This window comes from Streptomyces carminius (assembly GCF_002794255.1).
Classification (GTDB): domain Bacteria; phylum Actinomycetota; class Actinomycetes; order Streptomycetales; family Streptomycetaceae; genus Streptomyces; species Streptomyces carminius.
This window is the reverse complement of sequence record NZ_PGGW01000008.1, coordinates 137,114-160,178: the sequence shown is the minus strand read 5'-3', so window position 1 is coordinate 160,178 and position 23,065 is coordinate 137,114. Positions and strand designations below refer to the sequence as shown.

Annotated in this window: 19 protein-coding genes; 16 read left to right on the top strand and 3 right to left on the bottom strand. The window is 76.3% G+C overall.

Annotated features, from left to right (window positions below):
• Nucleotide 1 precedes the first annotated feature (1 nt).
• The 15 genes from CUT44_RS01565 (at nt 2) to CUT44_RS01500 (ending at nt 17,676) form a co-directional block, all read left to right on the top strand.
• Nucleotides 2-727, top strand: coding sequence for a DUF4255 domain-containing protein (locus CUT44_RS01565; RefSeq protein ID WP_100200259.1), 726 nt, complete (start codon nt 2-4; stop codon nt 725-727).
• Nucleotides 724-2,889 (top strand): ATP-binding protein, encoded by a 2,166-nt coding sequence (locus tag CUT44_RS01560; RefSeq protein ID WP_408646696.1) that lies wholly within the window; start codon nt 724-726, stop codon nt 2,887-2,889. Before CUT44_RS01565 ends, CUT44_RS01560 begins: the two co-directional genes overlap by 4 nt.
• Before the next feature lie 159 nt (nt 2,890-3,048).
• Complete coding sequence (locus CUT44_RS01555; RefSeq protein WP_100200258.1) at nt 3,049-4,647, top strand: phage tail sheath family protein; 1,599 nt, start codon at nt 3,049-3,051, stop codon at nt 4,645-4,647.
• 65 nt (nt 4,648-4,712) lie between these two features.
• Nucleotides 4,713-5,159, top strand: coding sequence for a phage tail protein (locus CUT44_RS01550; protein ID WP_100200257.1), 447 nt, complete (start codon nt 4,713-4,715; stop codon nt 5,157-5,159).
• A complete protein-coding gene (locus CUT44_RS01545) occupies nt 5,159-5,635 on the top strand; it encodes a hypothetical protein (protein WP_199185551.1) in 477 nt (158 codons plus the stop codon). Before CUT44_RS01550 ends, CUT44_RS01545 begins: the two co-directional genes overlap by 1 nt.
• On the top strand, nt 5,632-5,787 hold the full coding sequence (locus CUT44_RS33380; RefSeq protein WP_199185550.1) for a DUF6760 family protein: 156 nt from the start codon (nt 5,632-5,634) through the stop codon (nt 5,785-5,787). The genes CUT44_RS01545 and CUT44_RS33380 overlap by 4 nt, the downstream gene beginning before the upstream one ends.
• A gap of 2,752 nt (nt 5,788-8,539) precedes the next feature.
• Nucleotides 8,540-8,815, top strand: a complete 276-nt coding sequence (locus CUT44_RS32645; protein WP_146252155.1) for a hypothetical protein — start codon at nt 8,540-8,542, stop codon at nt 8,813-8,815.
• Between the two features lie 108 nt (nt 8,816-8,923).
• A complete protein-coding gene (locus CUT44_RS01535; RefSeq protein ID WP_100200255.1) occupies nt 8,924-9,346 on the top strand; it encodes a phage tail protein in 423 nt (140 codons plus the stop codon).
• A gap of 68 nt (nt 9,347-9,414) precedes the next feature.
• Complete coding sequence (locus CUT44_RS01530) at nt 9,415-10,134, top strand: CIS tube protein (RefSeq protein ID WP_100200254.1); 720 nt, start codon at nt 9,415-9,417, stop codon at nt 10,132-10,134.
• Nucleotides 10,121-11,911: a VgrG-related protein gene (locus tag CUT44_RS01525; RefSeq protein ID WP_100200253.1), complete on the top strand. Its 1,791-nt coding sequence runs from the start codon at nt 10,121-10,123 to the stop codon at nt 11,909-11,911. The genes CUT44_RS01530 and CUT44_RS01525 overlap by 14 nt, the downstream gene beginning before the upstream one ends.
• The gene (locus CUT44_RS01520; RefSeq protein ID WP_100200252.1) at nt 11,911-12,360 is read left to right on the top strand and encodes a GPW/gp25 family protein; all 450 of its coding nucleotides are present in this window, start codon (nt 11,911-11,913) and stop codon (nt 12,358-12,360) included. Before CUT44_RS01525 ends, CUT44_RS01520 begins: the two co-directional genes overlap by 1 nt.
• The gene (locus tag CUT44_RS01515; protein WP_100200251.1) at nt 12,360-14,312 is read left to right on the top strand and encodes a putative baseplate assembly protein; all 1,953 of its coding nucleotides are present in this window, start codon (nt 12,360-12,362) and stop codon (nt 14,310-14,312) included. Before CUT44_RS01520 ends, CUT44_RS01515 begins: the two co-directional genes overlap by 1 nt.
• Nucleotides 14,309-14,917: a phage tail protein I gene (locus CUT44_RS01510; protein WP_233221085.1), complete on the top strand. Its 609-nt coding sequence runs from the start codon at nt 14,309-14,311 to the stop codon at nt 14,915-14,917. The genes CUT44_RS01515 and CUT44_RS01510 overlap by 4 nt, the downstream gene beginning before the upstream one ends.
• Nucleotides 14,918-15,789: 872 nt before the next feature.
• Complete coding sequence (locus tag CUT44_RS32640; RefSeq protein ID WP_146252154.1) at nt 15,790-16,584, top strand: zinc ribbon domain-containing protein; 795 nt, start codon at nt 15,790-15,792, stop codon at nt 16,582-16,584.
• A gap of 231 nt (nt 16,585-16,815) precedes the next feature.
• Nucleotides 16,816-17,676, top strand: coding sequence for an AfsR/SARP family transcriptional regulator (locus tag CUT44_RS01500; protein WP_100200249.1), 861 nt, complete (start codon nt 16,816-16,818; stop codon nt 17,674-17,676).
• Here the strand turns inward: CUT44_RS01500 and CUT44_RS01495 are convergent.
• Complete coding sequence (locus tag CUT44_RS01495) at nt 17,616-18,752, bottom strand: helix-turn-helix domain-containing protein (RefSeq protein WP_158239551.1); 1,137 nt, start codon at nt 18,750-18,752, stop codon at nt 17,616-17,618. The genes CUT44_RS01500 and CUT44_RS01495 overlap by 61 nt on opposite strands.
• A gap of 158 nt (nt 18,753-18,910) precedes the next feature.
• On the opposite strand from CUT44_RS01495, the gene CUT44_RS01490 reads away from it, so the two are divergent.
• Nucleotides 18,911-20,629, top strand: coding sequence for a helix-turn-helix domain-containing protein (locus tag CUT44_RS01490; RefSeq protein WP_100200247.1), 1,719 nt, complete (start codon nt 18,911-18,913; stop codon nt 20,627-20,629).
• Nucleotides 20,630-20,699: 70 nt separating this feature from the next.
• Here the strand turns inward: CUT44_RS01490 and CUT44_RS01485 are convergent, their stop codons facing one another.
• Both CUT44_RS01485 and CUT44_RS01480 read right to left on the bottom strand, forming a co-directional pair.
• The gene (locus CUT44_RS01485) at nt 20,700-21,707 is read right to left on the bottom strand and encodes a potassium channel family protein (protein ID WP_100200246.1); all 1,008 of its coding nucleotides are present in this window, start codon (nt 21,705-21,707) and stop codon (nt 20,700-20,702) included.
• Complete coding sequence (locus tag CUT44_RS01480) at nt 21,704-22,939, bottom strand: cation:proton antiporter domain-containing protein (protein WP_100200378.1); 1,236 nt, start codon at nt 22,937-22,939, stop codon at nt 21,704-21,706. Before CUT44_RS01480 ends, CUT44_RS01485 begins: the two co-directional genes overlap by 4 nt.
• Between the last annotated feature and the right edge of the window lie 126 nt (nt 22,940-23,065).

Genomic DNA, 23,065 nt, shown 5'->3' with positions numbered 1-23,065 from the left:
TGTGATCCACGAGGTGGACGACGCCCTGCAGTCCCTGCTCACCGCCGACGTCCTGGCCGGCACCGGGGTGGAGGTCGTCTTCGAGGCACCCACCAGGGAGTGGGCGGCCCGGCGCAACGCGCCCACCGTCAACCTCTTCCTGTACGACATCCGCGAGTCCGTCGTCCACCGGCAGCAGGGCCGGGTGCCCGAGTACGACGCTGACGGGACGACGGTCGCGATCCACTCGCCGCCCCGCTGGTTCGCGCTGTCCTACCTCGCCACCGCCTGGACCAAGCGGCCCCAGGACGAGCACCGGCTGCTGTCGGTGCTGCTCGCCGGGCTGCTGCCCCATCCGGTGCTGCCCGCCGACCGGCTGTCGGGCTCCCTGCGGGCGCTCGGCCTCGCCGTCCCCTGCGACATCGCGCGGCCGCCCGGTGAGGGGCGGGCGCTGGCCGATGTGTGGAGCGCGCTCGGCGGGGAGCTGAAGCCGTCCCTGGACCTGGTCGTCACCGCCCCGCTGTCCGCCGGCCGCCGGGTGGCCGCCCCGCCGGTGACCGACGCGCTGCTGGTGCGCGCCGTCGACGCCTCCGGGGGCCCGCTGGAGACGCCGGCGCGCGAGGAGGTCCGGCGGCCCCGCTACGAGGGCGACCGGGAGGAGCCGGGCGCCCCGGCCGTCCCGGTCGGGACGCGCCGGGTGCGCGGCGAGGCCGCGCGCCGCCCGCCGCCCGGACCGGTGCCCCGGTGACGGCCGCCACGGAGGACCGGCCGGAGACCGGGACGGAACCGCAGGAGACGGGGGGCGGGCCCCCGGCGGGGCTGCTCCATCTCACCGCCCGGCTGCGGGCGGCCGAGCGGCGGGTCCACCGTGCCGTCGGGGAACGCCGCCGCGCCGATCCCCGGCCCGACGACCCCATGCGGGGGCTGTACCTGTCGGAGGAGGCCGTGGACCGGATCCTCGCCTCGGCCCCGCCGGACCCGGCCCCCGCCGGACCCGGTCCCGGCGGGGCGGCCCGCGACGAGGCCGAGGCGCGCGCCGACGAGGCCGAGGCCGCCGGAGCGCGGCTGCCCCTGCGCGCGCTGGCCCGCGGCTTCGCGCTGACACCTCTGGACGTCGAGCTGCTGCTGATCGCCCTGCTCCCGGACCTCGACGGCCGCTTCGAGAAGCTGTACGGCTACCTCAACGACGATGTCACCCGGCGCCGCGCCGGCGTCGGGCTCGCCCTGGAACTGGCCGGTGCCGGGCCGCTGCACGCCGCGGCCCGGGCCCGGCTCGCCCCGGGCGCGCCGCTGGTGGACGGCGGACTGCTGCTGGTCGAGGAGGAGGACCGGCCCTTCCTCTCCCGTTCGCTGCGCGTACCCGACCGGGTGACCGCGCATCTGCTGGGGGACGACACACCCGATCCCCGGCTGCGCGGACTGCTCACCCCGCCGACCCCGCTGCCCTCGCCGCGGGCCGACCGGCTGGGCGACGCGCTGCGGGACGGCGTACGGCTGGTGTACCTGCGGGAACGGGCCGGCGGCTCCGCGGTCTGCCTGGCCGCCGCCGCCCTGGCCGCCGCCGGCCGTCCCGCCCTGGGGCTGGACCTCGCGGCGCTGGCCGCCGGGCCGGACCCCGAGGCGGCGCTGCGCGCGCTGGCCCGGGAGGCCCGGCTGCGGGGGGCGGGGGTGGTGGCGGGCCCTGTCGACGTCCTCGCCGGTGCGGGTGCGGGTGCGGGATCCGGGGCCGGGCCCCCGGGGCCGGCGGGGCTGCTGCGCACGCTGGCGGGCCTGCCCGTGCCCGTCCTGCTGACCGGCCGGTGCGGCTGGGACCCGCTGTGGGCCGAGGACGGCCCGCTGCCGCTGACGGCGCCCCCGCTCACCGCCGCCGAGCGGGCGGCGCTGTGGCGGGACGCGCTGGACGGCGCCGCGCTCGCCCCCGGCACCGAACCGGCCGCGGCACTCGCCCCCTTCCTGCTCGGTCCCGAACAGGTGCGCCGGGCCGCCCGCACCGCCCGGCGGCAGGCCCTGGCCGAGGACGGCGGTCCGGTCTCCGCGCGCCATCTGCTCTCCGGTGTGCGGGCGCAGAACGCCGCCGGCCTGGAGCGGCTGGCGCGCCGGGTGGAGCCGTCCGTCGGCTGGGACGACCTGGTGCTGCCCCGGGACACCGCCGTGCAGCTCGGCGAGCTGGCGCTGCGCGCCCGGCACCGCGACCGGGTGCTGGGCGACTGGCGGATGCGTCCGGGCGGCGGGCGGGGCCGGGGGGTGATGGCGCTCCTCGCCGGCGATTCGGGCACCGGCAAGACCATGTCCGCCGAGGTGGTCGCGGCCGATCTCGGCCTCGACCTGTACGTGGTGGACCTCTCCTCGGTGGTGGACAAGTACGTCGGTGAGACGGAGAAGAACCTCGAGCGCATCTTCACCGAGGCGGCCGAGGTCAACGGGGTACTGCTCTTCGACGAGGCGGACGCCGTCTTCGGCAAGCGCTCGGAGGTCTCCGACGCCCGGGACCGCTACGCCAACCTGGAGAGCGCCTACCTGCTCCAGCGGATGGAGTCCTTCGACGGCATCGCCGTGCTCACCACCAACCTGCGCGCCAACCTCGACGAGGCCTTCACCCGGCGGCTGGACGTGGTCGTGGACTTCCCGCTGCCCGACGCCCCCCTGCGCCGGACGCTGTGGGACCGCTGCCTGGGCCCCGTCGTGCCGCGTGCCGACGACCTCGACCTGGACTTCTGCGCCCGCTTCGAGCTGGCCGGCGGATCGATCCGGGCCTGCGCGGTGACCGCCGCCTATCTGGCGGCGGAGACCCGCCGGCCGCTGCGCACGGCCGATCTGGTGACCGCCGTGCAGCGCGAGTACCGCAAGCTCGGACGGCTGGTCCTGGCCGGCGAGTTCGCCCCGTACCCGGTGGGACGGCAGGAGGGCTGACGGCGCTCCGGCCGGGCCGCCATCGCGTGCGGAGCCCTCCGTGCCCCTTCGGGCATCCGTCCCTGCGCCGTTCAGGTGCCCCGTCGGCCGTTCTCGCCGGGACCGCGCGTGGGCGAGGCTGCGGAGCGAACCGGTTTGCCCCCTCGAAGAGGAGCAGGAATGCCGTCGTATCTGTCACCCGGCGTCTACGTGGAGGAGGCGCCGGGCGGACCCCGCCCGATCGAGTCGGTCGGGACCTCCGTCGCCGCCTTCGTGGGGTTCGCCGAGAAGGGGCCCTTCCACACTCCGACGCTGGTGACGAACTGGAGCCAGTTCACCCAGACGTTCGGCGACTTCGTCGACGGGTCGTACCTGGCCCACTCGGTCTACGGCTTCTTCGCCAACGGCGGCGGCATCGCCTACGTCGTCCGGGTCGGCGACCGCGGCGGCCGGGCGGACGGCGGGACGGACGGCAAGGCGGGTGGCGGCGCGGGCGGCACCAGGGGGTCCGGAGGCCGGACCAAGGAGCTTGCCGCCGGGGAACCGGTGGCGCTGGGCTCCTTCCGGGTCGCGGCCCGGCCGGGCTCGGGCACCGACCTCACCGTCGAGGTGACCGACCCGGACGCGGAGGACGCCGCCGACGACCACTTCGCCCTGGTCGTCCGGCAGGGCGGCAAGGAGGCCGAGCGGTTCGACGTCTCGGCCAGGAAGAACGCCAAGAACTACGTGGTCGGCCAGGTGCGGGAGAAGTCCGCCCTGATCGTGGTCACCGAGGGCGGTACGGGCACGGCGGCCCGGCCGCGCAAGCAGAGCGTGTCCGTACCCGCCGCCGCCCCGGAGCCCGGCACCGGCGAGGCGCTGCCGGCCGAGGTCGGGCCGCGGGAGTACATCGGGGACGCCGACGAGCGCACCGGGTTCGGCGGGCTGGAGGCGATCGACGAGATCACCATGCTGGCCGTGCCCGACCTGATGGCCGCCTACCAGTCGGGGCTGATCGACGAGGAGGGCGTCAAGACCGTCCAGCTCGCCATGATCTCCCACTGCGAGCTGATGGGCGACCGGCTGGCCGTGCTCGACCCGCTGCCCGAGATGACGCCGCGCCAGGTACGTCAGTGGCGGCAGGAGGGGGCCGGCTACGACTCCAAGTACGCCGCGCTCTACTACCCCTGGATCAAGGTCTTCGACCCGGCGACCGGCCAGAACCGCTTCATGCCGCCGAGCGGTCACGTACTGGGCGTGTGGTCCAGGAGCGACACCGAGCGCGGGGTGCACAAGGCCCCGGCCAACGAGGTGGTGCGCGGCGCCGTCGAGCTGCAGACCCTCGTCACCAAGGGCGAGCAGGACCTGCTCAACCCGATCGGGGTCAACTGCATCCGGGCGTTCCCCGGGCGCGGCATCCGGATCTGGGGCGCCCGCACCCTGTCCTCCGACCCCGCCTGGAAGTACGTCAACGTCCGGCGGCTCTTCAACTACCTGGAGGAGTCCATCCTGCTGGGCACCCAGTGGGTGGTCTTCGAGCCCAACGACGAGTACCTGTGGAGCACCATCCGCCGCAACATCTCCGCCTTCCTGATGGAGGAGTGGCGCCGCGGGGCGCTCTTCGGCGCCACCGCCGGCGAGGCGTACTACGTCAAGTGCGACTCCGAGACCAACACCCCGCAGACCATCGACTCCGGCCAGGTGATCTGCGAGATCGGGGTCTGCCCCGTGAAACCCGCCGAGTTCGTGATCTTCCGGCTGGCCCAGTTCTCCGACAGCACCAGCCTCGTCAACGAGTGAACCCTCCCCTCTTCCCTCATCTCCCCAGCACTCCCGTCGGCGGCGGGGAAAGGCGGTAACGGCACATGGCACAGGAGACCGGCGACACACTCGCCACACACACGTTCAAGGTCCAGCTCGGCGGTGTCCAGGTGGAGACCGTCCAGGAGATCAGCGGACTGTCCATGGAGCTGGACAGCATCGACGTCGTCCAGATCACCCAGCAGGGCCAGCTGCTGGTCCGCAAGCTCCCCGGCGCCCGCAAGGGCGGCGAGGTCACCATCACCCGGGGCATGGACCAGGCCAGTTCCTTCACCGAGTGGATCAAGAAGACCTTCCAGCAGGGCGACATCAGCGCGGCCCGCGAGCAGCTGAGCATCATCTTCACCGACGCCAAGGGCGGCCAGGACCGGACGATCAACCTCAAGAACGCCTGGGCCAACCGCTGGGAGGGGCCCAGCCTGAAGGCCGGTGACGCCCAGCCGGCCACCGAGCGGGTCACCGTCGTCTTCGAGGACATCGAGTTCAACTGATGCGACGCAGCGCCTCCGGTGCCGCTCCCCCGCCTCCCGGCGGCACCGACTCCGACCCCTTCCGTACCGGACCGGCCGGCCCGCCGCGGGCGGCGGCCGCGGAACCGATCAGAACCGAGTTCGAGTTCGAGCTGCCGCGCGGCTACGTGGACGAGTCGGGCACCGTCCACCGGCACGGCGCGATGCGGCTGGCCACCGCCCGCGACGAGCTGCTGCCCCTGGCCGACCTGCGGGTGAAGGAGAACCCGGCCTATCTGTCGGTGGTGCTGCTCGGTCTGGTGATCACCCGGATCGGGACGGTCACCGACGTGCACGGCGGCGTGGTGGAGAAGTTCTTCGCCTCGGACCTGGCCTTCCTCCAGGACTTCTACCGGCGGATCAACGCCGAGGGCCACACCCGGGCCGCGGTGACCTGCCCGGAGTGCGACTCCTCCTTCGAGGTCGATCTGGCGGGTGGGCGCCTGGGGGAATCGTGACGTACGCGGCCGACCGGCTCTACGAGGAGGCCGCGTACATCGCCTACCACTTCCACTGGCCGCGGGAGCAGATCCTCGATCTGACCCACGCCGAGCGGATCCGCTGGGTCCGCGAGATCGCCCGGATCAACACACGTGTCAACGAGGGGTGAGTGACGGAACGTGGCACTGCGGCACCGTCTGGGTCTCCGGCGCTCCCGGCGCCCGGCGGCCGGCCCGGCTCCCGCCGCGGGTGCGCCGGAGACCACCGGTGCGCCGGGGACCGCCGACGTGCCTTCCCGGCCCCCGGCGGACGGCGGGTGGCGGGCCGTACCGCCACCGCGGCGCACCGCGGCGGAGCAGCCCCTGGTGTCCGACCCGCTCGGTTTCCGCGCCGGGCTCCCCGCCCACCGGTCACCGGTGTTCCGGACCGAACTCGGACACCTCGTCGATCCGCTGGCCCCCTCGGGGCTGGTGCACACCGTCGCCCGGCGGACGGCCGGCACGCCCGTGCGGCGTGCGGCGGACACGGAACTGACGCACCGCCGGGGCGGTACGGCGGAGGCGGAGGTGGAGGCCGGGCAGCGGACGGCGGAGACGGAGGTGGAGGCCGGGCAGGCGTCCGGTCCGGTGCCCGGACCCGGCCGGAGTCCCGCCGCCGGACGGGCGGCGGCTTCCGGCTCCGGGCTTCCGCGGTTCACCGTGAGCCGCGCCCCGGCCCCCGGGCCCGCCGGGCCGTCCCGGCTCCCGCTGACCACGGCCCGCTCGGCGGCACCGCCGGCCCGCCGGCTCGCGGCCCTGCCTCCCCGCCGCGGTGCCGCGGGCGGACCGACGCCCCCCGCCGGGGAGAACACGCGGAGGGGACCGGACCGTTCCCGCCCGGCTCCCGGCCCGGCGGAGACCGGTCCGCCCCGGCCCGCCGGACAACCGTCCGGGCCGGCCACCACCGGGTCCCCGGCGCCGGAGTCCAGGACGGGCCTCGGCGCTCCCCTGCCCGGGCTGCCGCCCTCCGCCGCGCCCCGGCCGGACGGGCGGGCCGACCGGCGGACCGCGCCGCCGCGCGGAGTACCGGGCGGCACGCCGGGCGGTGCCGCCCCGGCTCCGGGCCCGGTGCCCGGCCCGACGGTGGCCAGGCGTCCCTCCGCGCCGGCCGCACCACAGCGGACGGAGCCCCCGGCCCTCCCCCTCTCCCCGGGGCGGGAGGGGCCCGTACGCCCCGGTCTGGGCGAGCCTCTCGGGGAGACGGCGGCCCGGCCCGGCACGTCCCGGCCGACGGGAGCCCGGAGGCGTGCGGAACCGCCCGGCGCCCCCGCACCGCGGGAGACGGCCGAACCGCCCGGTGCCGGTACGCCTCCGGGCTCCCGTCGGCCGGCACCACCGTCTCCGCCTTCCCCGCCCCGGCCGGGTCCGGCCGGGACCGACTCCGTCTCCTCCTCCCCCTCTCCCCCTCCTCCTTCTCCCGCCTCGGAGCCGCCGGCTCCCGCGCCTCCGGGGCAGCCGGAGGGACCGGCCCGGACCGGACGGTCCGGCCCCCCGGCCGTCCAGCGAGCGCCCCGCGACACCCGGAGCACGGGGCCCGTCCGGGACGCCTCCTCCGCCACGCCCCCGCCGGCGGCACCGGACGGGCCCGCCGTCGCGGGGCCGGACGCACCGGGAACGGACGCGGCGGAGCCCGCCGCACGGGTCCGTCCGACCATCGGCGCCGAGGGCCCCGGGCAGCGGACCGGCCACGGGACACCCCAGCGGACCCGGCTCCCGGGCCCCGGCCCGGACGCTCCGGCCCCGGGAGCCGCGGACGAGGCGCTGCCACTGCCCCGGCCGCGCACCGCGGCCGGAGGCGGGAGCGAAGGAGACCGGCCGGGGAGGCCGGCGGCACAGAGCGGCGACGGACGGGGCGGCGACGGACGGGGCGGAAAGCACCCGGTACCGGGCGGCGTGCTGTCGCCCGGAGCGCCCGTACGGGTGCTCCGGCTCCTCGGCGACCGGCCGGTGCGGCCGGTGCTGGGCGCGGACACCGCGCCGGGCCCGGCTCCCGCCGTCCAGCGGGCCGCCCCGGTGGTGGTCCCCCTGCGCCGGGAGCGTCCCGGTGCGGAACGCCCGGACACCGACGTCCCGGGGCCGCCCGCGCGGGGCGGCCGTTCCGGAGACGGCCGGAACACCGCCGCGGCGGAGCCGCCCGGCGCCCTCCCGGTGTCCCCGGCTCCGGTTCCGGCCGGAGCCGGGGACACCGGCCCGTCCACCGCTCCCCCCGGCACCGCGCCGGGCGGCCGGGGTCCGGGGATCCTGCGGCGGGCGCTGCGCCGCACCGGCCCACGCGCCCCCCGCCGTGCCACCGCCGACGGCCCCGCGGCGACCGGCCGGGAGCCGGCCGGCCCCGGGCGGCCCGGCACACCCGCCGCTCCGCCGCAGGCAGCGGTAGCGCCCTCCCCCGCGGCCGGCAGCGCCCCGGCCGGCACCACCGTGCAGCGTCTCGGTACGCCCGCCGTCCCGGTCCGTCCTGCGCCGGCCCCGTCCCCGTCCGTCCCGCACCGCACCGCACCGATCCCGGGCCCGGCGGCACCTCGCACGGCGGGACCGGCCACGGTCCCCCACCCGCCGACGGTCCGGCCACCGACCCCGCCGTCCCCGCCGAACGCCCGTCCGCCGGGCCCGGCTGGCCCGGCTGGCCCGGCTGGCGCCGCACCACCGGCACCGGGCGGGCCCGTCGCACCGGCGACCGGTTCCGGTGGTGCGCCGCCGTCCACGGTCGTCGTGGCCCGGCGGACTCTGACCGGCCCCCCGGCGAGAGCCGTGCCGGGGCCGGGCCCCGGCACGGTCCGGCCCGCCTCCCCCACCACTGCCTCTGCCTCCCCGGCGGCCGGCGGCGCTCCCCGGACAGGCACGAACCGTTCCCCGCGCACGGCCCGGACGGCCGTCCAGCGTGCCGTGCCCGGGTCGCCGGACCGGCCGTCCACCCCCGGGGCCCCGCCGGACGCCGACGCGGCCCCGGACACCGCCGCCGTCGTCCCGGGGGCCGCGGGGCGGGACGGGAACGGCGGCGCCCCGGCGGCGCCGGACGGTGACGCGGTCCTGCGGGCCCTGGACCCCCAGCACATCGACGCGCTGGCCCACCGGCTCGTCGGCCCGCTGGGCAGGCTGTTCCGGGCCGAGCTGCGGCTCGGCCGGGAACGTGCCGGACGGCTGCTGGACGGTGGCCGGTGACCCCCGCGGCCGGCGCCCGTCGGCACACCGGCACCGAGAAGCACCGCACCGGGACGAACGGACCGGCCGCAGGGGCCGGAACGCCCGAGAGGACGGAGAGACCGCACCATGTCCACCACGGATCCGGGCACGAGCGTCCACTTCAGGCTGCAGATCGACGGCATCGACCTCGGTCCGTTCAACACCTGCACGGGGCTCGGCGTCGAGGTCGAGGTGGAGCGGCGGGTGGAGGGGGGCAACAACGACTTCGTCTGGCAGCTCCCGTCCAGGATCACCTACCCGGCCGTCACCCTCACCCGGCCCCTGACCGCCGACTCGGCCAAGGTGATGCGGTTCCTCGCCTCGCTGCCGCAGCAGGTCAACCGCGGCACCGCGCAGATCACGGCGCTGCGGCCCAACCTGAAGGAGACCATCGTCCAGTGGTCCCTGCGGGACGTGGTGGTGGTGGGCTGGACCGGACCCTCCTTCGACCCGTCCCGCTCGGAGGTGGCGACCGAGAGCATCGAGCTGGCCCACCACGGCTTCCTGTGACCCTCCGCCCGGCCGTCCGGCCGGCCCCCGAAGAGACGAGCGGAACCACAAGCGGAAGGAAGCGCGCGATGGCCACTCGGGCACGTGCCAGGCTGACGGCGTACGAGCCACCCAAGAAGCCCGGCAAACCGCCCGGCGGGATGCTGGGGTCCCCGATCTCGTTCCAGTTCAACCCCGAGACCCTCACCCTGAGCAAGGGCGCGCAGTGGATCCGCCACCGGGCCCGGAGCGCCCGGCAGGTGGGCGTACCGGAGTTCACCGGCTCGCTGCCGCGGCGGCTGGGCGTGGAGCTGTTCCTGGACGCCACCGCCACCCACGACACCAGCGTCCAGAAGGCCGTGGAGACCCTGCTGAGCTGGTGCGTGCCCACGGCCCGGAGCATCGCGGCCAAGGCGGCGTCGGCACCGCGGGTGAAGTTCTCCTGGGGGTCGTTCGACAGCGTGTCCTTCTTCGGCTACCTGGAGGAGGTCAACGCCTCCTACTCGCTCTTCGACGCCGACGGCACCCCGCTGCGGGCCACCTGTGCCATCCAGTTGACCGAGGCCGGCGACCCGACGCCCCGCCAGAACCCCACCTCCGGCTCTCCCGGCGCCCACCGCACGCACCGGCTGGTGGCGGGCGACTCGCTGGAGGCCCTCGCCCACGAGGAGTACGGCGACCCGACGGCCTGGCGGGTGATCGCCGAGGCCAACGGGATCGACGACCCGCTGCGGCTGCGCCCCGGCGCGGAACTCCTGGTCCCGTCGGCGGACGAACTCGGGGGCGGGGTGACCGATGGCCACCGGTGAGAACACCAACACCTTCGTCGTCCGGGCACCCGGCCCGCTGCCCCCGCCCTGGGACGAGACGCAGCTCCGGGTGGACGTCGAGGAGAGCAACACCCTGCCGGCCGTGGCGCAGCTGCGCTTCCCCGACCCGCACCGCAAACTCCTGGAGGACACCCGCATCGAGATCGGCAGACCGCTCACGGTCCACGTCAAGCCCGGCGACGGCTCCGGGGAGCTCCCGCTGTTCAACGGCGAGGTGGTGTCGCTGGAGGCCGAGTACGACGCGGGGGTGGGCAGCTTCACCACCGTACGGGCGATGGACCGCTCCCACCGGCTGCAGCGCGGCCGCCGGGTACGGGGCTTCGTCGGCCGGAAGGCCTCCGAGATCGCCCGGGAGGTGGCCGCGGCGGCCGGCGTCCCGGTGGGCCGGATCGACCCGACCGCCACCGCCTATCCGCTGCGGACCCAGGCCAATGTGACCGACTGGGAGTTCCTCGCCGAACTCGCCGGGGAGAACGACCGCGAGATGGGGGTGAAGGACGGGAAGTTCTTCTTCCGCGCTCCGGTGCCCGCCGCCTCGGCCCCCAACCCCTCCGGCGCGGTCGAGGAGAGCCCGGTCGGCATCAAGATGGGCGAGAACGTGCTCTTCGTCCGCTCCGCGGTGACCGCCGTGAACCAGACCGCCCGGGTGGCGGTGCGCGGCTGGGACGTCAAACGGAAGAAGAGCCTGCACGCCCAGCGGAAGGTGACGGCCGGTGACGGACTGCGGATCGGCCTCACCCCTCCGAAGGCCGTCGCGCCGTTCGAGTCCTCCCGGCCCTCCGAGACGCTGCTGACCGACTTCCCGTACCGGACCGACGCCGAGGTGAAGGCGGTGTCCACCGCGGCCGCCGCCGAACTGGCCGACTCCGTGGCCGAACTGGAGGTAGTGGTCCTGGGCAACCCCCGGCTGCGGGTCGGCACGCCGGTCCTCCTGGACCACGCGGGCAAGCCCTTCGACGGCAAGTACACCGTCACCGCGAGCCGGCACACCTACCGGCCGGGCGACGGCTACCAGACCTGGGTCACCGTCAGCGGGCGCCAGGACCGCACCCCGTACGGGCTGGCCTCGGGCGCGTCCGCACCGGCCCGCTCCCCCCGCGTCCCCGGGGTCGCCGTCGGCGTCGTCACCGATGTGAAGGCGCCGCGCGAGCACCGGGACCAGGGCTGGGTGCGTCTGAAGCTGCCCTGGCTGTCGGACGACTCGGGACGGGAGAAGGCGTACGTGACCGACTGGGTGCGTACCGTCCAGCTGGGCGGTACGGGCGGCGGCGGGGTCTTCAGCCCGGAGGTGAACGACGAGGTCCTGGTCGCCTTCGAACAGGGGCTGCTCGACCGGCCCTATGTGATCGGCGGGCTCTACAACGGGGTCGACAAGCCCACTCCGGACTCCCTGGCGCTGGTGGACGGCCGCAGCGGCAAGGTCAACCGGCGGTCCTTCGCCTCCCGCGGCGGCCACCGGGTCGAGCTGCTGGACGCGGTGCCCGGCCCCGCCGGCGTACGGCTGCGCACCCACCGGGACCGGCTCTCGGTCCATCTGGACCAGCAGAACACGGTGATCACCGTGCACAGCGACGGCAAGGTCACCGTCTCCGCGCAGCAGGAGGTCACGGTCACCGGACGGGGCATCACCCTGGACGCCGGGAGCGGTGAGCTGAAGCTGACCGGCCGGTCGGTCTCGGTGAACGCCAGAAGAGGCATGGAACTGAACGGCGGCACCAGTTGTTCGGTGAACGCCAGGATCGTGGAGATCAACTGATGGCCGAGCAGTTCATCGGGGCGGGCTGGGCCTTCCCCCTGCGTACCGGACCCACCGGGGGCATCGCCCTGGTCTCGCGCGACCGGGAGATCGCCGAGTCCGTCCGGCTCATCCTGGCCACCGCGCCGGGCGAACGCCCCATGCGGCCGGAGTTCGGCTGCGGGATCCACGAGTACGTCTTCGCCCCCGCCGACGAGAACACCGCCGGGGCCCTCTCCTACGAGGTGCGCCGGGCCCTGGACCGCTGGGAGCCGCGGATCGAGGTCACCGAGGTCGGCGTCGTCCCCGACGCCCGGCGGCCCGGCACCCTCTACATCGACATCCACTACGTCCACCGCGGCACCAACGACCCGCGCAACCTGGTGTTCCCCTTCTATGTGATCCCCTCGCACGAGTCCGGGGCGGCGGACGGGGCCGACGGCCCCGACGGCCGGGAGGAGGCCCGCTGATGGCCCTGCCCTCCCCCAACCTCGACGACCGCCGCTTCCAGCAGCTCGTCGACGACGCCAAGCGGTTCGTCCAGCAGCGCTGCCCGGAGTGGACCGACCACAATGTCTCCGACCCCGGTGTCACCCTCATCGAGGCGTTCGCCCACATGACGGACCAGCTCCTCTACCGGCTCAACCGGGTGCCGGACAAGAACCACCTGGCCTTCCTCGACCTCCTCGGCATCACGCTCTTCCCGCCGGCCCCCGCCCGGACGGACGTCACGTTCTGGCTCTCCGCCCCGCAGCCCGGGCCGGTGGTGCTCCACGAGGGGACCGAGGTCGCCACGGACCGCACCGAGACCGAGGAGGCGCGGGTCTTCGCCACCACGTCCGACCTCACCGTGGTGCCCTGCGAGTTCACCCACCTCCTCACCGAGGCGGCGGACGGACGGCCCGTGGAGCGGACCGACCTGGTCCTGCACGGGCAGGACGTCACCTGCTTCGCCGAGGCCCCCGCCCCCGGGGACAGCATGCTCGTCGGGCTCTCCGCCGCGGTGCCCGGCTGCGCCGTGGTCCTGCGGCTGGACAGCAGGGTCGAGGGCGTCGGTGTCGACCCGCGCCAGCCCCCGCTGCGCTGGGAGGCCCACGACGGCTCCGAGTGGCGGCCCTGCGAGGTGGACGAGGACACCACCGGCGGGCTCAACCGGCCCGGCGACGTGGTCCTGCACGTGCCCGCGAGCCACGCCCGGACCTCGCTCGCCGGGCGCCGGGCGGGCTGGCTGCGCTGCCGGGTGGTGCCGGCCGAGGAGGGCCAGCCGTTCTACTCCGCCTCGCCCACCGTCCGCGGTGTCGAGGCGTTCACCGTCGGGGGCACCACACAGGCGGTGCACGCCGAGACCGTGGACGGGGAGGTCCTCGGCGACTCCGGGGGCACGCCCGGGCAGCGGTTCACGGTGGGCAGGCCCCCCGTGGTCGCCGACGGCACCCCCTTCGTGGTGGAGGTCTCCGACGGCGCCGGCTGGCAGGAGTGGACCCGGGTCGACTCCTTCGGCGACTCGCTCCCCGGCGACCGCCACATCCGCCTCGACCCGACCACCGGGGAGGTGTCCTTCGGCCCCGCCGTGCGGGAGCCCGACGGCACGCTGCGCCACTACGGCGCGGTGCCGCCCAGGGGAGCGCGGATCCGGGTGCGCCGCTACCGCACCGGCGGCGGACGGTCCGGGAACGTCGCACGCGGGACGCTGAGCGTGCTGCGCACCTCCATCCCGTACGTGTCCCGGGTGGAGAACCGCCAGGCCGCTGCGGGCGGGGTCGACGGCGAGACCGTGGCGGGCGCCAGGCTGCGCGCCCCGCTCCAGCTGCGTGCCCAGGACCGCGCCGTGACGGCCTCCGACTACGAGCTGATCGCCCGCCAGGCCGCCCCGTCGGCCGCCCGGATCCGCTGTGTCCCCGCCGAGGACGCCGCCGAGGCCGGCGGGGTGCGGGTGCTCGTGGTGCCCGAGGTGGTCGCCGACACCGGCGACCGGCTGCGCTTCGAGCAACTCGTGCCGCCCGACGAGATGCTCGCGGGCATCGCCGCCCACCTCGACGCGCGCCGCGCGATCGGCGCCCGGCTGCTGGTCCAGCCGCCCTTCTACCAGGGCGTCACCGTGGTGGCACGGCTCGTCGCCGCTCCCGGTGTCCCGGCGGGCCGGCTGCGGGAACGGGCGCAGGACGCCCTCTACCGCTATCTCAACCCCGTCGTGGGCGGCCCCGACGGCGACGGCTGGCCCTTCGGCCGGCCCGTGCAGACCGGTGAGGCCCACTCGGTGCTGCAGAACGTCCCCGGTGTGGAGCTGGTCGACGACCTCCGGCTCTTCGCCGCGAACCCCCTCACCGGGGAGCGCAGCGACGTGGGCGACCGGATCGACCTGGAACGCCACGCGCTGGTCTTCTCCTACCGGCACCAGATCAGGGTGGAGGAGGGGCGGTGACGGAGGCGGCGGAGACGGCGAGGGATCCCCGTCCGGCACCGGACGAGCACACCTCCCGGCGTCTGGGGACCGAGGGACTGCTCTCGCCGCACCCCTTCGGCGCGCGGCTGCCCGCCCCCTACGCCGAGGACGCCTTCGCGCAGCGGTTCGTCTCGGCCTTCGACGAGGTCATGGCGCCCGTACTGGCCGTACTGGACTGCCTGGAGGCCTACTGGGACCCCCGCCTGGCCCCCGAGGACTTCCTCCGGTGGCTGGCGGGCTGGGTCGCGGCCGACGCGGACGAGAGCCGGCCGCTCGCCGAGCGCCGCCGGGCGGTGGCGGGGGCGGTGGAACTGCACCGGCTGCGCGGTACGGCGCGCGGGCTGGCCGAACAGGTGCGGGAGGCCCTCGGCGTGGAGGTGGAGGTCACCGACAGCGGGGGCGCCGCCTGGTCGGCGGCGCCGGGCGGTGACCTGCCGGGATCCCCGGAGCCCTTCCTCCGGGTGCGGGTGCGGGGCGACGGCCCCGGCGCGCCGTCGATGACACGGCTGACGGCCCTCGTCGACGCCGGCCGTCCCGCCCATGTGCCTTACACGATCGAGTCGGCGGGCCCTGAGGAGCGATGAGGAACGGTGAGAAGCGCTGAGGCCCCGCCCGCGGGGACGGGGCACGGCAGAGGGGACCGGCGCGCGGTGGCAGCGCGCCGCGGGACGGGGAGGACGGCCGGATGACGACCTGCGAGCAGTGCGGCGCGGCGGTGGGCGGCGGTGACTCCTTCTGCGGCGAGTGCGGGGCCTTCCTGGACTGGAGCGGTTCCCGTCCCGCCGCCGCGGCGGAGGCGGAGCCGGAGCCGGCTCCCGGCCCGGTGGCGCGTCCGGACGGCGGCACGAGCGGCGGTGCCGACGGCGCACCGGACACCTCACCGCCTCCCTTGCCGGATCCGCGGACGGAACCGCCCCGGCCCGGGAAGGCCCCGTCACCGCCTCCCGCCGCCGGTCCTCCGGACGGTTCCGCGGTCCCGGGGGCCGGTCCCGCACCCGCGCCCGCCTCCGCCGGAGCACCGGCGACACGCTCCTCCCCCGAGGCCGGTCCCGCACCGGAAGGGGAGCCCACCGCCGAGAGCGGGGCGGCTTCGGAGACGGGGCCGGAGACGGGGCCGGAGACAGGGCCTCCCGCCGTACCGGAGGAGCCTTCCGGAGCGGAGCCGGAAGGAGGACCGGAGGAGGGCGCACGGGCTTCACAGACCCCGAAGAACCCGGAAGGCACGGAAGGTCCGGGGGCCCCGGGGGGAACGCCGGGAGACGCCGGCGAGGACCGGAGCTCCGCTCCCGGGGAGACCGGTGACGACGCCGGGGAGGCCGTCCCCGGCGCGGACGCCGCCCGGGCCGCCGCTCTGCTCGCGCCCGCACCGGCCGGCACCCCGCGCCCGCGGTCCCGGTCCGGCGAACGGCCGCGGCGGGACCCCGCGGCCCCGTCCGGGCCGCCGGAGGCCCGTCCGGTGGCGGTCCGCCCGGGCCGGGAGGCGGTCCGGCGCCCCCGGGTGCGGGAGGTCGTCGACGACCATGTCGCCGCGGCGGACGACGTGTCGTGCCGGGAGTGCGGTACCGCGAACCCGGCCGGACGCTCGTTCTGCCGCCGCTGCGGCACCCCGCTGGACAGCCCGTCCGCCCTGGCCGAACCGCCCTGGTGGAAGCGGCTGCTGCGGCGCCGCGGGGCCCGCAGGCGCGGTCCGGCCGGACGGCTGCGGCGACCGCTCACCTGGCTGGTCCTGCTGCTCGCGCTGGCCGCCCTCGGGTGGGCCGCCACCGTCTACGGCCCCTCGGCCGTGAACGCGGTGCGGGACCGGTTCAGCAAACCGTCTTCCGTGCGCCCGGAGTCGGTACGGGCGTCCAGTTCCGCCGCGGGCCATCCGGCGGAACTCGCGGTGGACGGCGCCTGGAACCGCTACTGGGCCCCGGCCGCGGGCCGGGCACCGGACGGCCAGTGGCTGGAGGCGTCCTTCGCCGCCCCCTTCCGGCTGACCGACCTCCTCTTCCACTCCGGCAGTTCGGACCGGGCCGACGAGTACCTCCGGCAGGCGCGTCCGGCCTCGCTGACCGTCACCGCCTGGGACGAGGGCGGCAGGAAGGTCGGCGAACGCACCGTGGCCTTGGAGGACCGGCCCGGCGAGCAGACCGTCCGGCTGACCGTGAGCGACGTGTCCCGGCTGCGGCTGACGATCCGGACCGTCCACGGGCAGCGTCCGTCCCGCCTGGTGGCCCTGGGAGAGGTGGAGTTCTTCAAACGCTTCTGATCCGCGGCCGGGGAACCGGTCCGGCTCCCGCCGTCCGCTCCGCGGTCCGAACTCTGCTACCTGTTCTGCCTCGCTTCCGGACGGGTCCGGATGGTCTGCTTGGATGCGGCTGCGGCGTGACGGCCTTCACGGTCCCCGCGGCCCGTCGGTACGGGGGGTGGGTCAGGGCCGGGCGAGTCGCGCTCGGAGGGGAGCGGCGCTGTGTACGGATCTTCCAGTAACGCCGAGCCGATGAGGATTCCCGAGGGGGGAACCGGCTTACAGGACGCCGAGGGCCTGTCGTCCTGCACGGCGGGTACGCCACGGCCGCACCCGGCGGGGGCACGGACTCCGTCACCGGCCGGCCGGGCGGCCGGGGCCGAGGTGGAGATCCGCTGCTTCGGCGGCCTGCGCGTCACCGTCCGGGGAGTGCTGGTGGACTGCGGTGCGGTCCGGCCGAAGGCCCGCAGTCTGCTGCGGCTGCTGGCGCTGCGGGCCGGCGAGTCCGTGCACCGCGACACACTGCTCGCCGCGCTGTGGCCGGACCTCTACCACGAGGCCGGGGTGCGCAACCTCCAGGTCACCGTCTCCCGGCTGCGGTCGCTGCTGGACGCGGGGGCGGCACGGGGGGCGGACACCCTGCTGCCGCGCAACGAGCACTCCTACGGTCTGGCCGTGGGGCGTGAGTTCGTCTCCGACGTCCGCGAGTTCGACCGGCTGGCCGACTGTCTGCGGGCCTCGGACGAGGGGCTGGTGGAGGAGCGGATCGCCGGCCTGCGGGCCGCGCTGCGCTGGTACGGCGGTGAACTGCTGCCCGAGGAGGGCGCCTCGGAGTGGGTGGCGTGGGAACGCCGGCGGCTGCGCGAGCAGGCCGCCCGGCTGTGGGCGGCGCTCGCGGAGTACGAGCTGCGGCGGGCCCGGGTGTGCGCCTCGGCGACGGCCGCCGAGCGGGCCCTCGCCCTCGACCCGTACCTGGACGCGGCGTGGCGGACCCTGGTCGCGGCCCGGGAACGGGTCGGCGACGCCGCCGCCGCGGAGCACACCCGCCGCGCCTACGGCCGTACGCTGCGCTCGCTCGGGGTGGAGAGCGGACCGGGCGCCGCGGGTCGCTGAGGAGTCTCCGGCCCACCCCACGGAACGGCCCACCCCCCGGCCGACCCGCCGAGCACGGCGGTGATGCTCCACCGGGGATGCCGTACGAGCCATGCCGCGGCCGTCCGCAGGGCCAGCGGCACCCCGGCGCAGCGGTCGAGCACGGCGGCCACCGCCTCCGGTTCCGCGGCCACCCGCTCCGGGCCCACCAGCCGGGCGAGCAGGGCCTCGGCCGCCGGCCCGGCGAGGGGGCCCAGCCGCAGTTCCTCGGCGCCGCGGAGCCGCCCGCCGTACCGGTGCCTGCCGGTCAGCAGGACCGCGCCGGCCGGCGTCCGGGGCAGCAGCGGCCGGACGCCGGCCGCGTCCGGGGCGTCGTCCAGGACCACCAGCAGGCGCCGGCCGTCCGTGATCCGGTGGTAGAGCGCGGCCCGGGGCTCCTCGCCCCACGGGACGGCCCCGGCCGGAACGCCCAGGCCGCGCAGGAGCCTGGCCAGCAGTCTGGCGGTGTCCGGCGGACCGCCGCGGCTGGCCCGCAGGTCCAGGTACAGCTGCCCGTCGGGGAAGGTCTCCCGCAGCCGGTGGGCGGTGTGCAGGGCCAGTGCGGTCTTGCCCGCTCCCGCCCCGCCCGTCACCGCCAGGACGGCCGTCCCCGTTCCCGGCGGGCGGTGCGGGGCGTCCCGGAGCGCCCGGTGGAGCGCGGTGGTCTCGGCCGCCCGTCCGGTGAAGTCCGCCGGCGCCGGAGGGAGTTGGGCCGGGACCGGGTGCGCGGGTGTCCCCGTCCCGTCGCAGGCCCCGTCGCCCGGCGCACCGCCGGTGTCCCGCCCCGGGCCGTTCCGGCCACGCGTCCGGTCCCGGCGTGCCTCGGCGACCGCGCCGAGGAAGCGCTCCCGGTTCCCGCCCGTCAGTGACAGCGCCCCGACCAGGGATTCCACGGACCGCCGCTGCGGTACGCGGACCCGGCCCGCCTCCAGGTCGCGGACCGCCCGGACGCTCATGCCCGCCGCCGCGGCCAGTGCCTCCTGGGTCAGTCCCGCCCCGGCCCGGTGGGCGGCGAGCAGCGCCGCCAGCGGACTTCGCCGGCCGGCCGTCCCCGCCACTGCCGTACCGTCGGCCGCATCGGCGGATTTTCCGGGTAACCGTAGGTGTGCACTTGGGGGTTGCACGGAAATCATTCTACGAGTTCCCGGAAGGGCAGCGAAACGGCACCTTCGAATTCCCGGGAACCTGCCCGGTTCCTCTCGACATCCTGGCGGTCATGACAGTCCGACACCCCCCACCTCCCGCGGGTCTCGGCCCGCTGCTGCGCGGCGCGCGTACGGCGGCGGGCCTCACCCAGCGCGAGCTGGCGGCCTCCTCCGGCATCAGCACCCGCTCGGTCAGCGAGCTGGAGAGCGGCCGCAACCGCGGCCCCCAGCAGTCCACCGTCGAGGCGCTCGCGGACGCGCTCGGTGTCTCCCCGCGGCTCCGCGCGGAGCTGCACCGCACCGCCACCGCGGGCCGGGGAGGGCGGGGGCGCTCCGGGCCGCCCCCGCCCTCCCCGGCGCCGGGGAGGGCGCCTTCCGCCTTCCCCGCTCCGCCCGCGGACTTCACCGGACGCGGACCGGAGCTGGCCGCCCTGCGCCCGCTGGCCGCGGCGGCGGCCGGCGGTACGGGGGCCACCGCCGGTATCGCCCTCGTCACCGGGCAGCCGGGGCTGGGGAAGACCGCGCTGGCGCTCCGGCTCGCGCAGGAGTGCGCCGACCACTTCCCCGACGGCCGGTTCCACCTCTCCCTGGGCGGTTCCGGCACACGGCCGCTGCGCCCCGGAGCCGCCCTCGCCCGGCTGCTGTCGGCCCTGGGCGTCCCCGCCGCCCGGATCCCGTCCGACACCGAGGAGCGCGGTGATCTCTACCGGTCGGTGACGCACGGCCGCGGCATGCTGCTGCTCCTGGACGACGCGGCCGACGAGGAGCAGGTCAGGCCGTTGCTTCCGGGCGGCCCGCGCTGTCTGGTCCTGGTCACCGGCCGGCGGGCCCTGGCCGGTCTGGAGAGCTCCGCGCGGCTCCGGCCGGGCGTCCTGTCCACGGCGGAGGCCGTACGGCTGCTGGACCGGGTGGCCGGCGGCGGCACGGTCGCCGCCGAGCCCGGAGCGGCCGAGGAGCTCGCCCGGCTCTGCGGCCGCCTGCCGCCGGCGCTGCGGGCCGCCGGGAACCGTCTCGCGGTCCTCGCCGGCCGACCCGGCCCGGCGGCACCCGTACGGCAGCTTGTCGGCCTGCTGCGTCCCGAGGAGCTGCGGCTCGGCCGCCTCGGGCCCGGGGGGCGGCGCCTCCGTGCCTCCTACACCTCCTCCTACCGGCAACTGGCGCCCGGAACACGCCGGCTGTTCCGTCTGCTGGCCCTCGTGCCGGGACCGGACTTCGGTCCCGAGCTCGCCGCCTCGCTGGCCACGCTGCCGCCCCCCGCCGCCGGAGCGGCACTGGAGGAACTGGCCGACGCCGGGCTGCTGGAGCCCGCCGCGGCCGCCTTCCGGTACCGGTTTCCCGAGTTGCTGCGGCTCTTCGCGGCCGGGGAGCTGCGCACGGCGGCCGGCCCGGCCGCCCGGGCGGCGGCCGAGAGCCGTATGGCGGACGCGCTGCTGCACCGTGCCGCCGCCGCGCTCCGGGCCGCCGGGGGAACGGCCGAGGCGGGGGGAGAGAGCGCGTACTTCCCCGGCGGCCGGACCAAGGCACTGGGCTGGCTGGACGCGGAACTCCCCAACTGGACGGCGGCCGTCCGGTGGGCCGCCGGTCTGGAGGCGCGGTGCGGGGCCGCGGACGTCGCCGAGGCGATGCACCGGGTCTTCGCCTCCCTCGGCCATGATCCGTGGCGGCGGGAGATTCCCGCGCCCGGCACGCGCACCGACCCGGCGGGGCGGCGCACCCGGCCGGACGGGTCCTCCCCGGCGGTCCCGGCGGCGTGTGCGGTCCCGGGCCGGACCGGCCGCACGGCGGAGTGACGGCGGGCGGACCGCGGGCGGAGCCCCCCTCCCGCGCACCGGCCTCCGTCCGGTGTGTTCCCCGGCGTCCTCAGGAGTCCGGGCGGCCGTCGCGCCATCCGTCGCTGTACAGGAACCCCTGGACGGCACGCCTCCGCCGGGCCTGCTCACGCACCTGGGCGGCGTACCGCTCCTCGTCGACGGCGGGGACACCCGCCTCGCGCAGTGCCGACAGGGCGGGGGCGGGACGTTCCTCCTCCGCCCGGGAGAAGAACCGGCCCTGCAGGTTGTCCAGCACCTGTCCGAGGGCGGCCCACAGCGGGCCGGTGGCCGCCGGGTCGGGCCGGGCCCGCGGGTCCGTGCCGCTCCGCAGCAGCAGGAGGGCGTCGTCGAGGTCGGCCACGGCACAGGCGGGTGCCTTGCCGCGGACGTTCGAGTGGAAGTAGTGGACGATCGGGAAGGCCAGATGCTGCTCCCCCATCCGCAGCAGGGGTTCGGTCAGGGAGACCAGATGCTGGTTGAACATGGAGCTGAATCCGTCCCCGGTCCAGCCCCCGGCGACGATGCGCCCGGCGTCCGGGCCCAGGGCGTGGACCTGCGCGGCCACGGAGCGCTTGTGGACCACCGCCTGGATCACCTGCACCAGATAGGTGAGGGACAGGGTGACCAGGAACAGCCCCGACAGCGCCGCGACGGCGGTGGCCACTTGGGCCCGGGCCGTGCCGGGGACGTAGTCGCCGGTGCCCAGCGTGAAGACCGTGTAGCCGGTGAAGTACACCCGCGACCAGCCGTCGGCGGGGGCGGAGGTCAGGGAGCCGACGACGGCCCGCTCGTGGGAGGCGAAGAACAACAGCCACCCGGCCCACAGCAGCAGCGTCCAGGTGAGGAAGGTGATCAGGAGGGTGACCGTTCCGCTCCACTGCAGCAGCCCGCCGCCCGGCTTCCTGGTGTGGGCGGCCAGGAACAGCCGCCACACCCCACGGGTCACCCATCCGGTGACCGGGCCGGTCACCCTGACCATGGACAGGGCCGTGATCGAGGCGTCGGCGAGCGCGAGGAGGAGCAGGAGGCAGCCCAGGAGTGCGAGTGGCACGTTCATCCGGCGGCCTCCGTCCGCTCCCCGCCGCGTTCGCCCGCCCTGCGGTAGAGGGCCAGGCCGGGGGCCGTGGTGGCGCCGTGCACGACGGTGCTGGCGGCGACGACCAGCGTGCCGGCGGCCAGGACCGTGGGGTCGGCGCCGAGCCGGTGGGCCTCCATGGTCAGGTAGAACAGGGCCGAGACGCCGATGGGACCGAACCAGCCCAGGAAGACGGCGTCCCGCCACCCCAGGGACAGGGGGCGCCTGAGGGCGAGCAGGACCGGCAGACGGCGCAGCAGGAGTACCCCGACGACCAGCAGAAGGCCGCGCCAGCCCAGCTCTCCCCACTCGCTCCAGGGGATCATGGCCCCGAACACCACGAACAGCGGCAGCACCAGGAAGCGGTTGACCGCCTCGTCGTTCTTGTTCTCGTCGGCGCGCTCGCTCACCGAGCTCGTCGCGTTGAAGGCCAGGCCGGAGACGAAGACGGCCAGGATGCCGTCCAGGCGGAGCAGCCCGGCCACGCCCAGGACGGAGAGGGCCAGCAGCAGGGTGTACACCAGCAGCGGGCCCGCCTCGACGTCCCTCCTGGCCTCGGCGGCACGCAGCACCCTGCCGCCCAGCGCCCCCGCCACCGCTCCGAGGGCGACCGCGCCCAGGACCTGCCACAGGGACTCCAGCAGCGCGTCGGTTCCCGACAGCGTCCCGGCGATCGCCACCGCGGCCACCACCAGGGGAAGGGCGAGGCCGTCGTTGGCCCCCGATTCCAGGGAGAGCAGCTGCCGGGTGCGGGCGGCGACGCTCTTCTCCGCCGGGTCGCCGGTGACCACGCTGGAGGCGAGCACCGGGTCGGTCGGGCACAGGGCCGCACCCAGCAGCGCGGCGGCGCCGAGGCCGACGCCGAGGACGGCGGCCGACAGCGCCGTGGTGAGCAGTGCCATCCCGAGCATGGCCACGACCAGCAGGACGGACACCGGCTTCACCAGGGCCCGTACGTCATGGATCGGATAGCGCAGGGCCACGGCCATCACCGAGACCGCCAGCAGCAGCCGGGAGAACTCGTGCAGTTCCTTGTGCGCGTCCAGCACGGTGGGCAGGTCGATGACACCCAGTACCCCGGGGCCGAAGAGGATTCCCGTCAGCAGGGCCAGCAGCGGTCCGCTCAGCGGCGCGCTCTGGATACGGCGGAAGAGAACGGCCACCCCGAGGGCGAGGAGGCCGGCGACGGTCAGCAGCACATCCAGCATGTGCATGCGGCTGCCCGACGGTGAGTGCGGCATGCCCCGCTGTCACCGGCGCACACCGACAGCGGATTCCGGTGGCACGCGCACGCCCGCGGCGCGGTACCGGGCACTCCCGCCGCGGGACTGTTCGTTCCG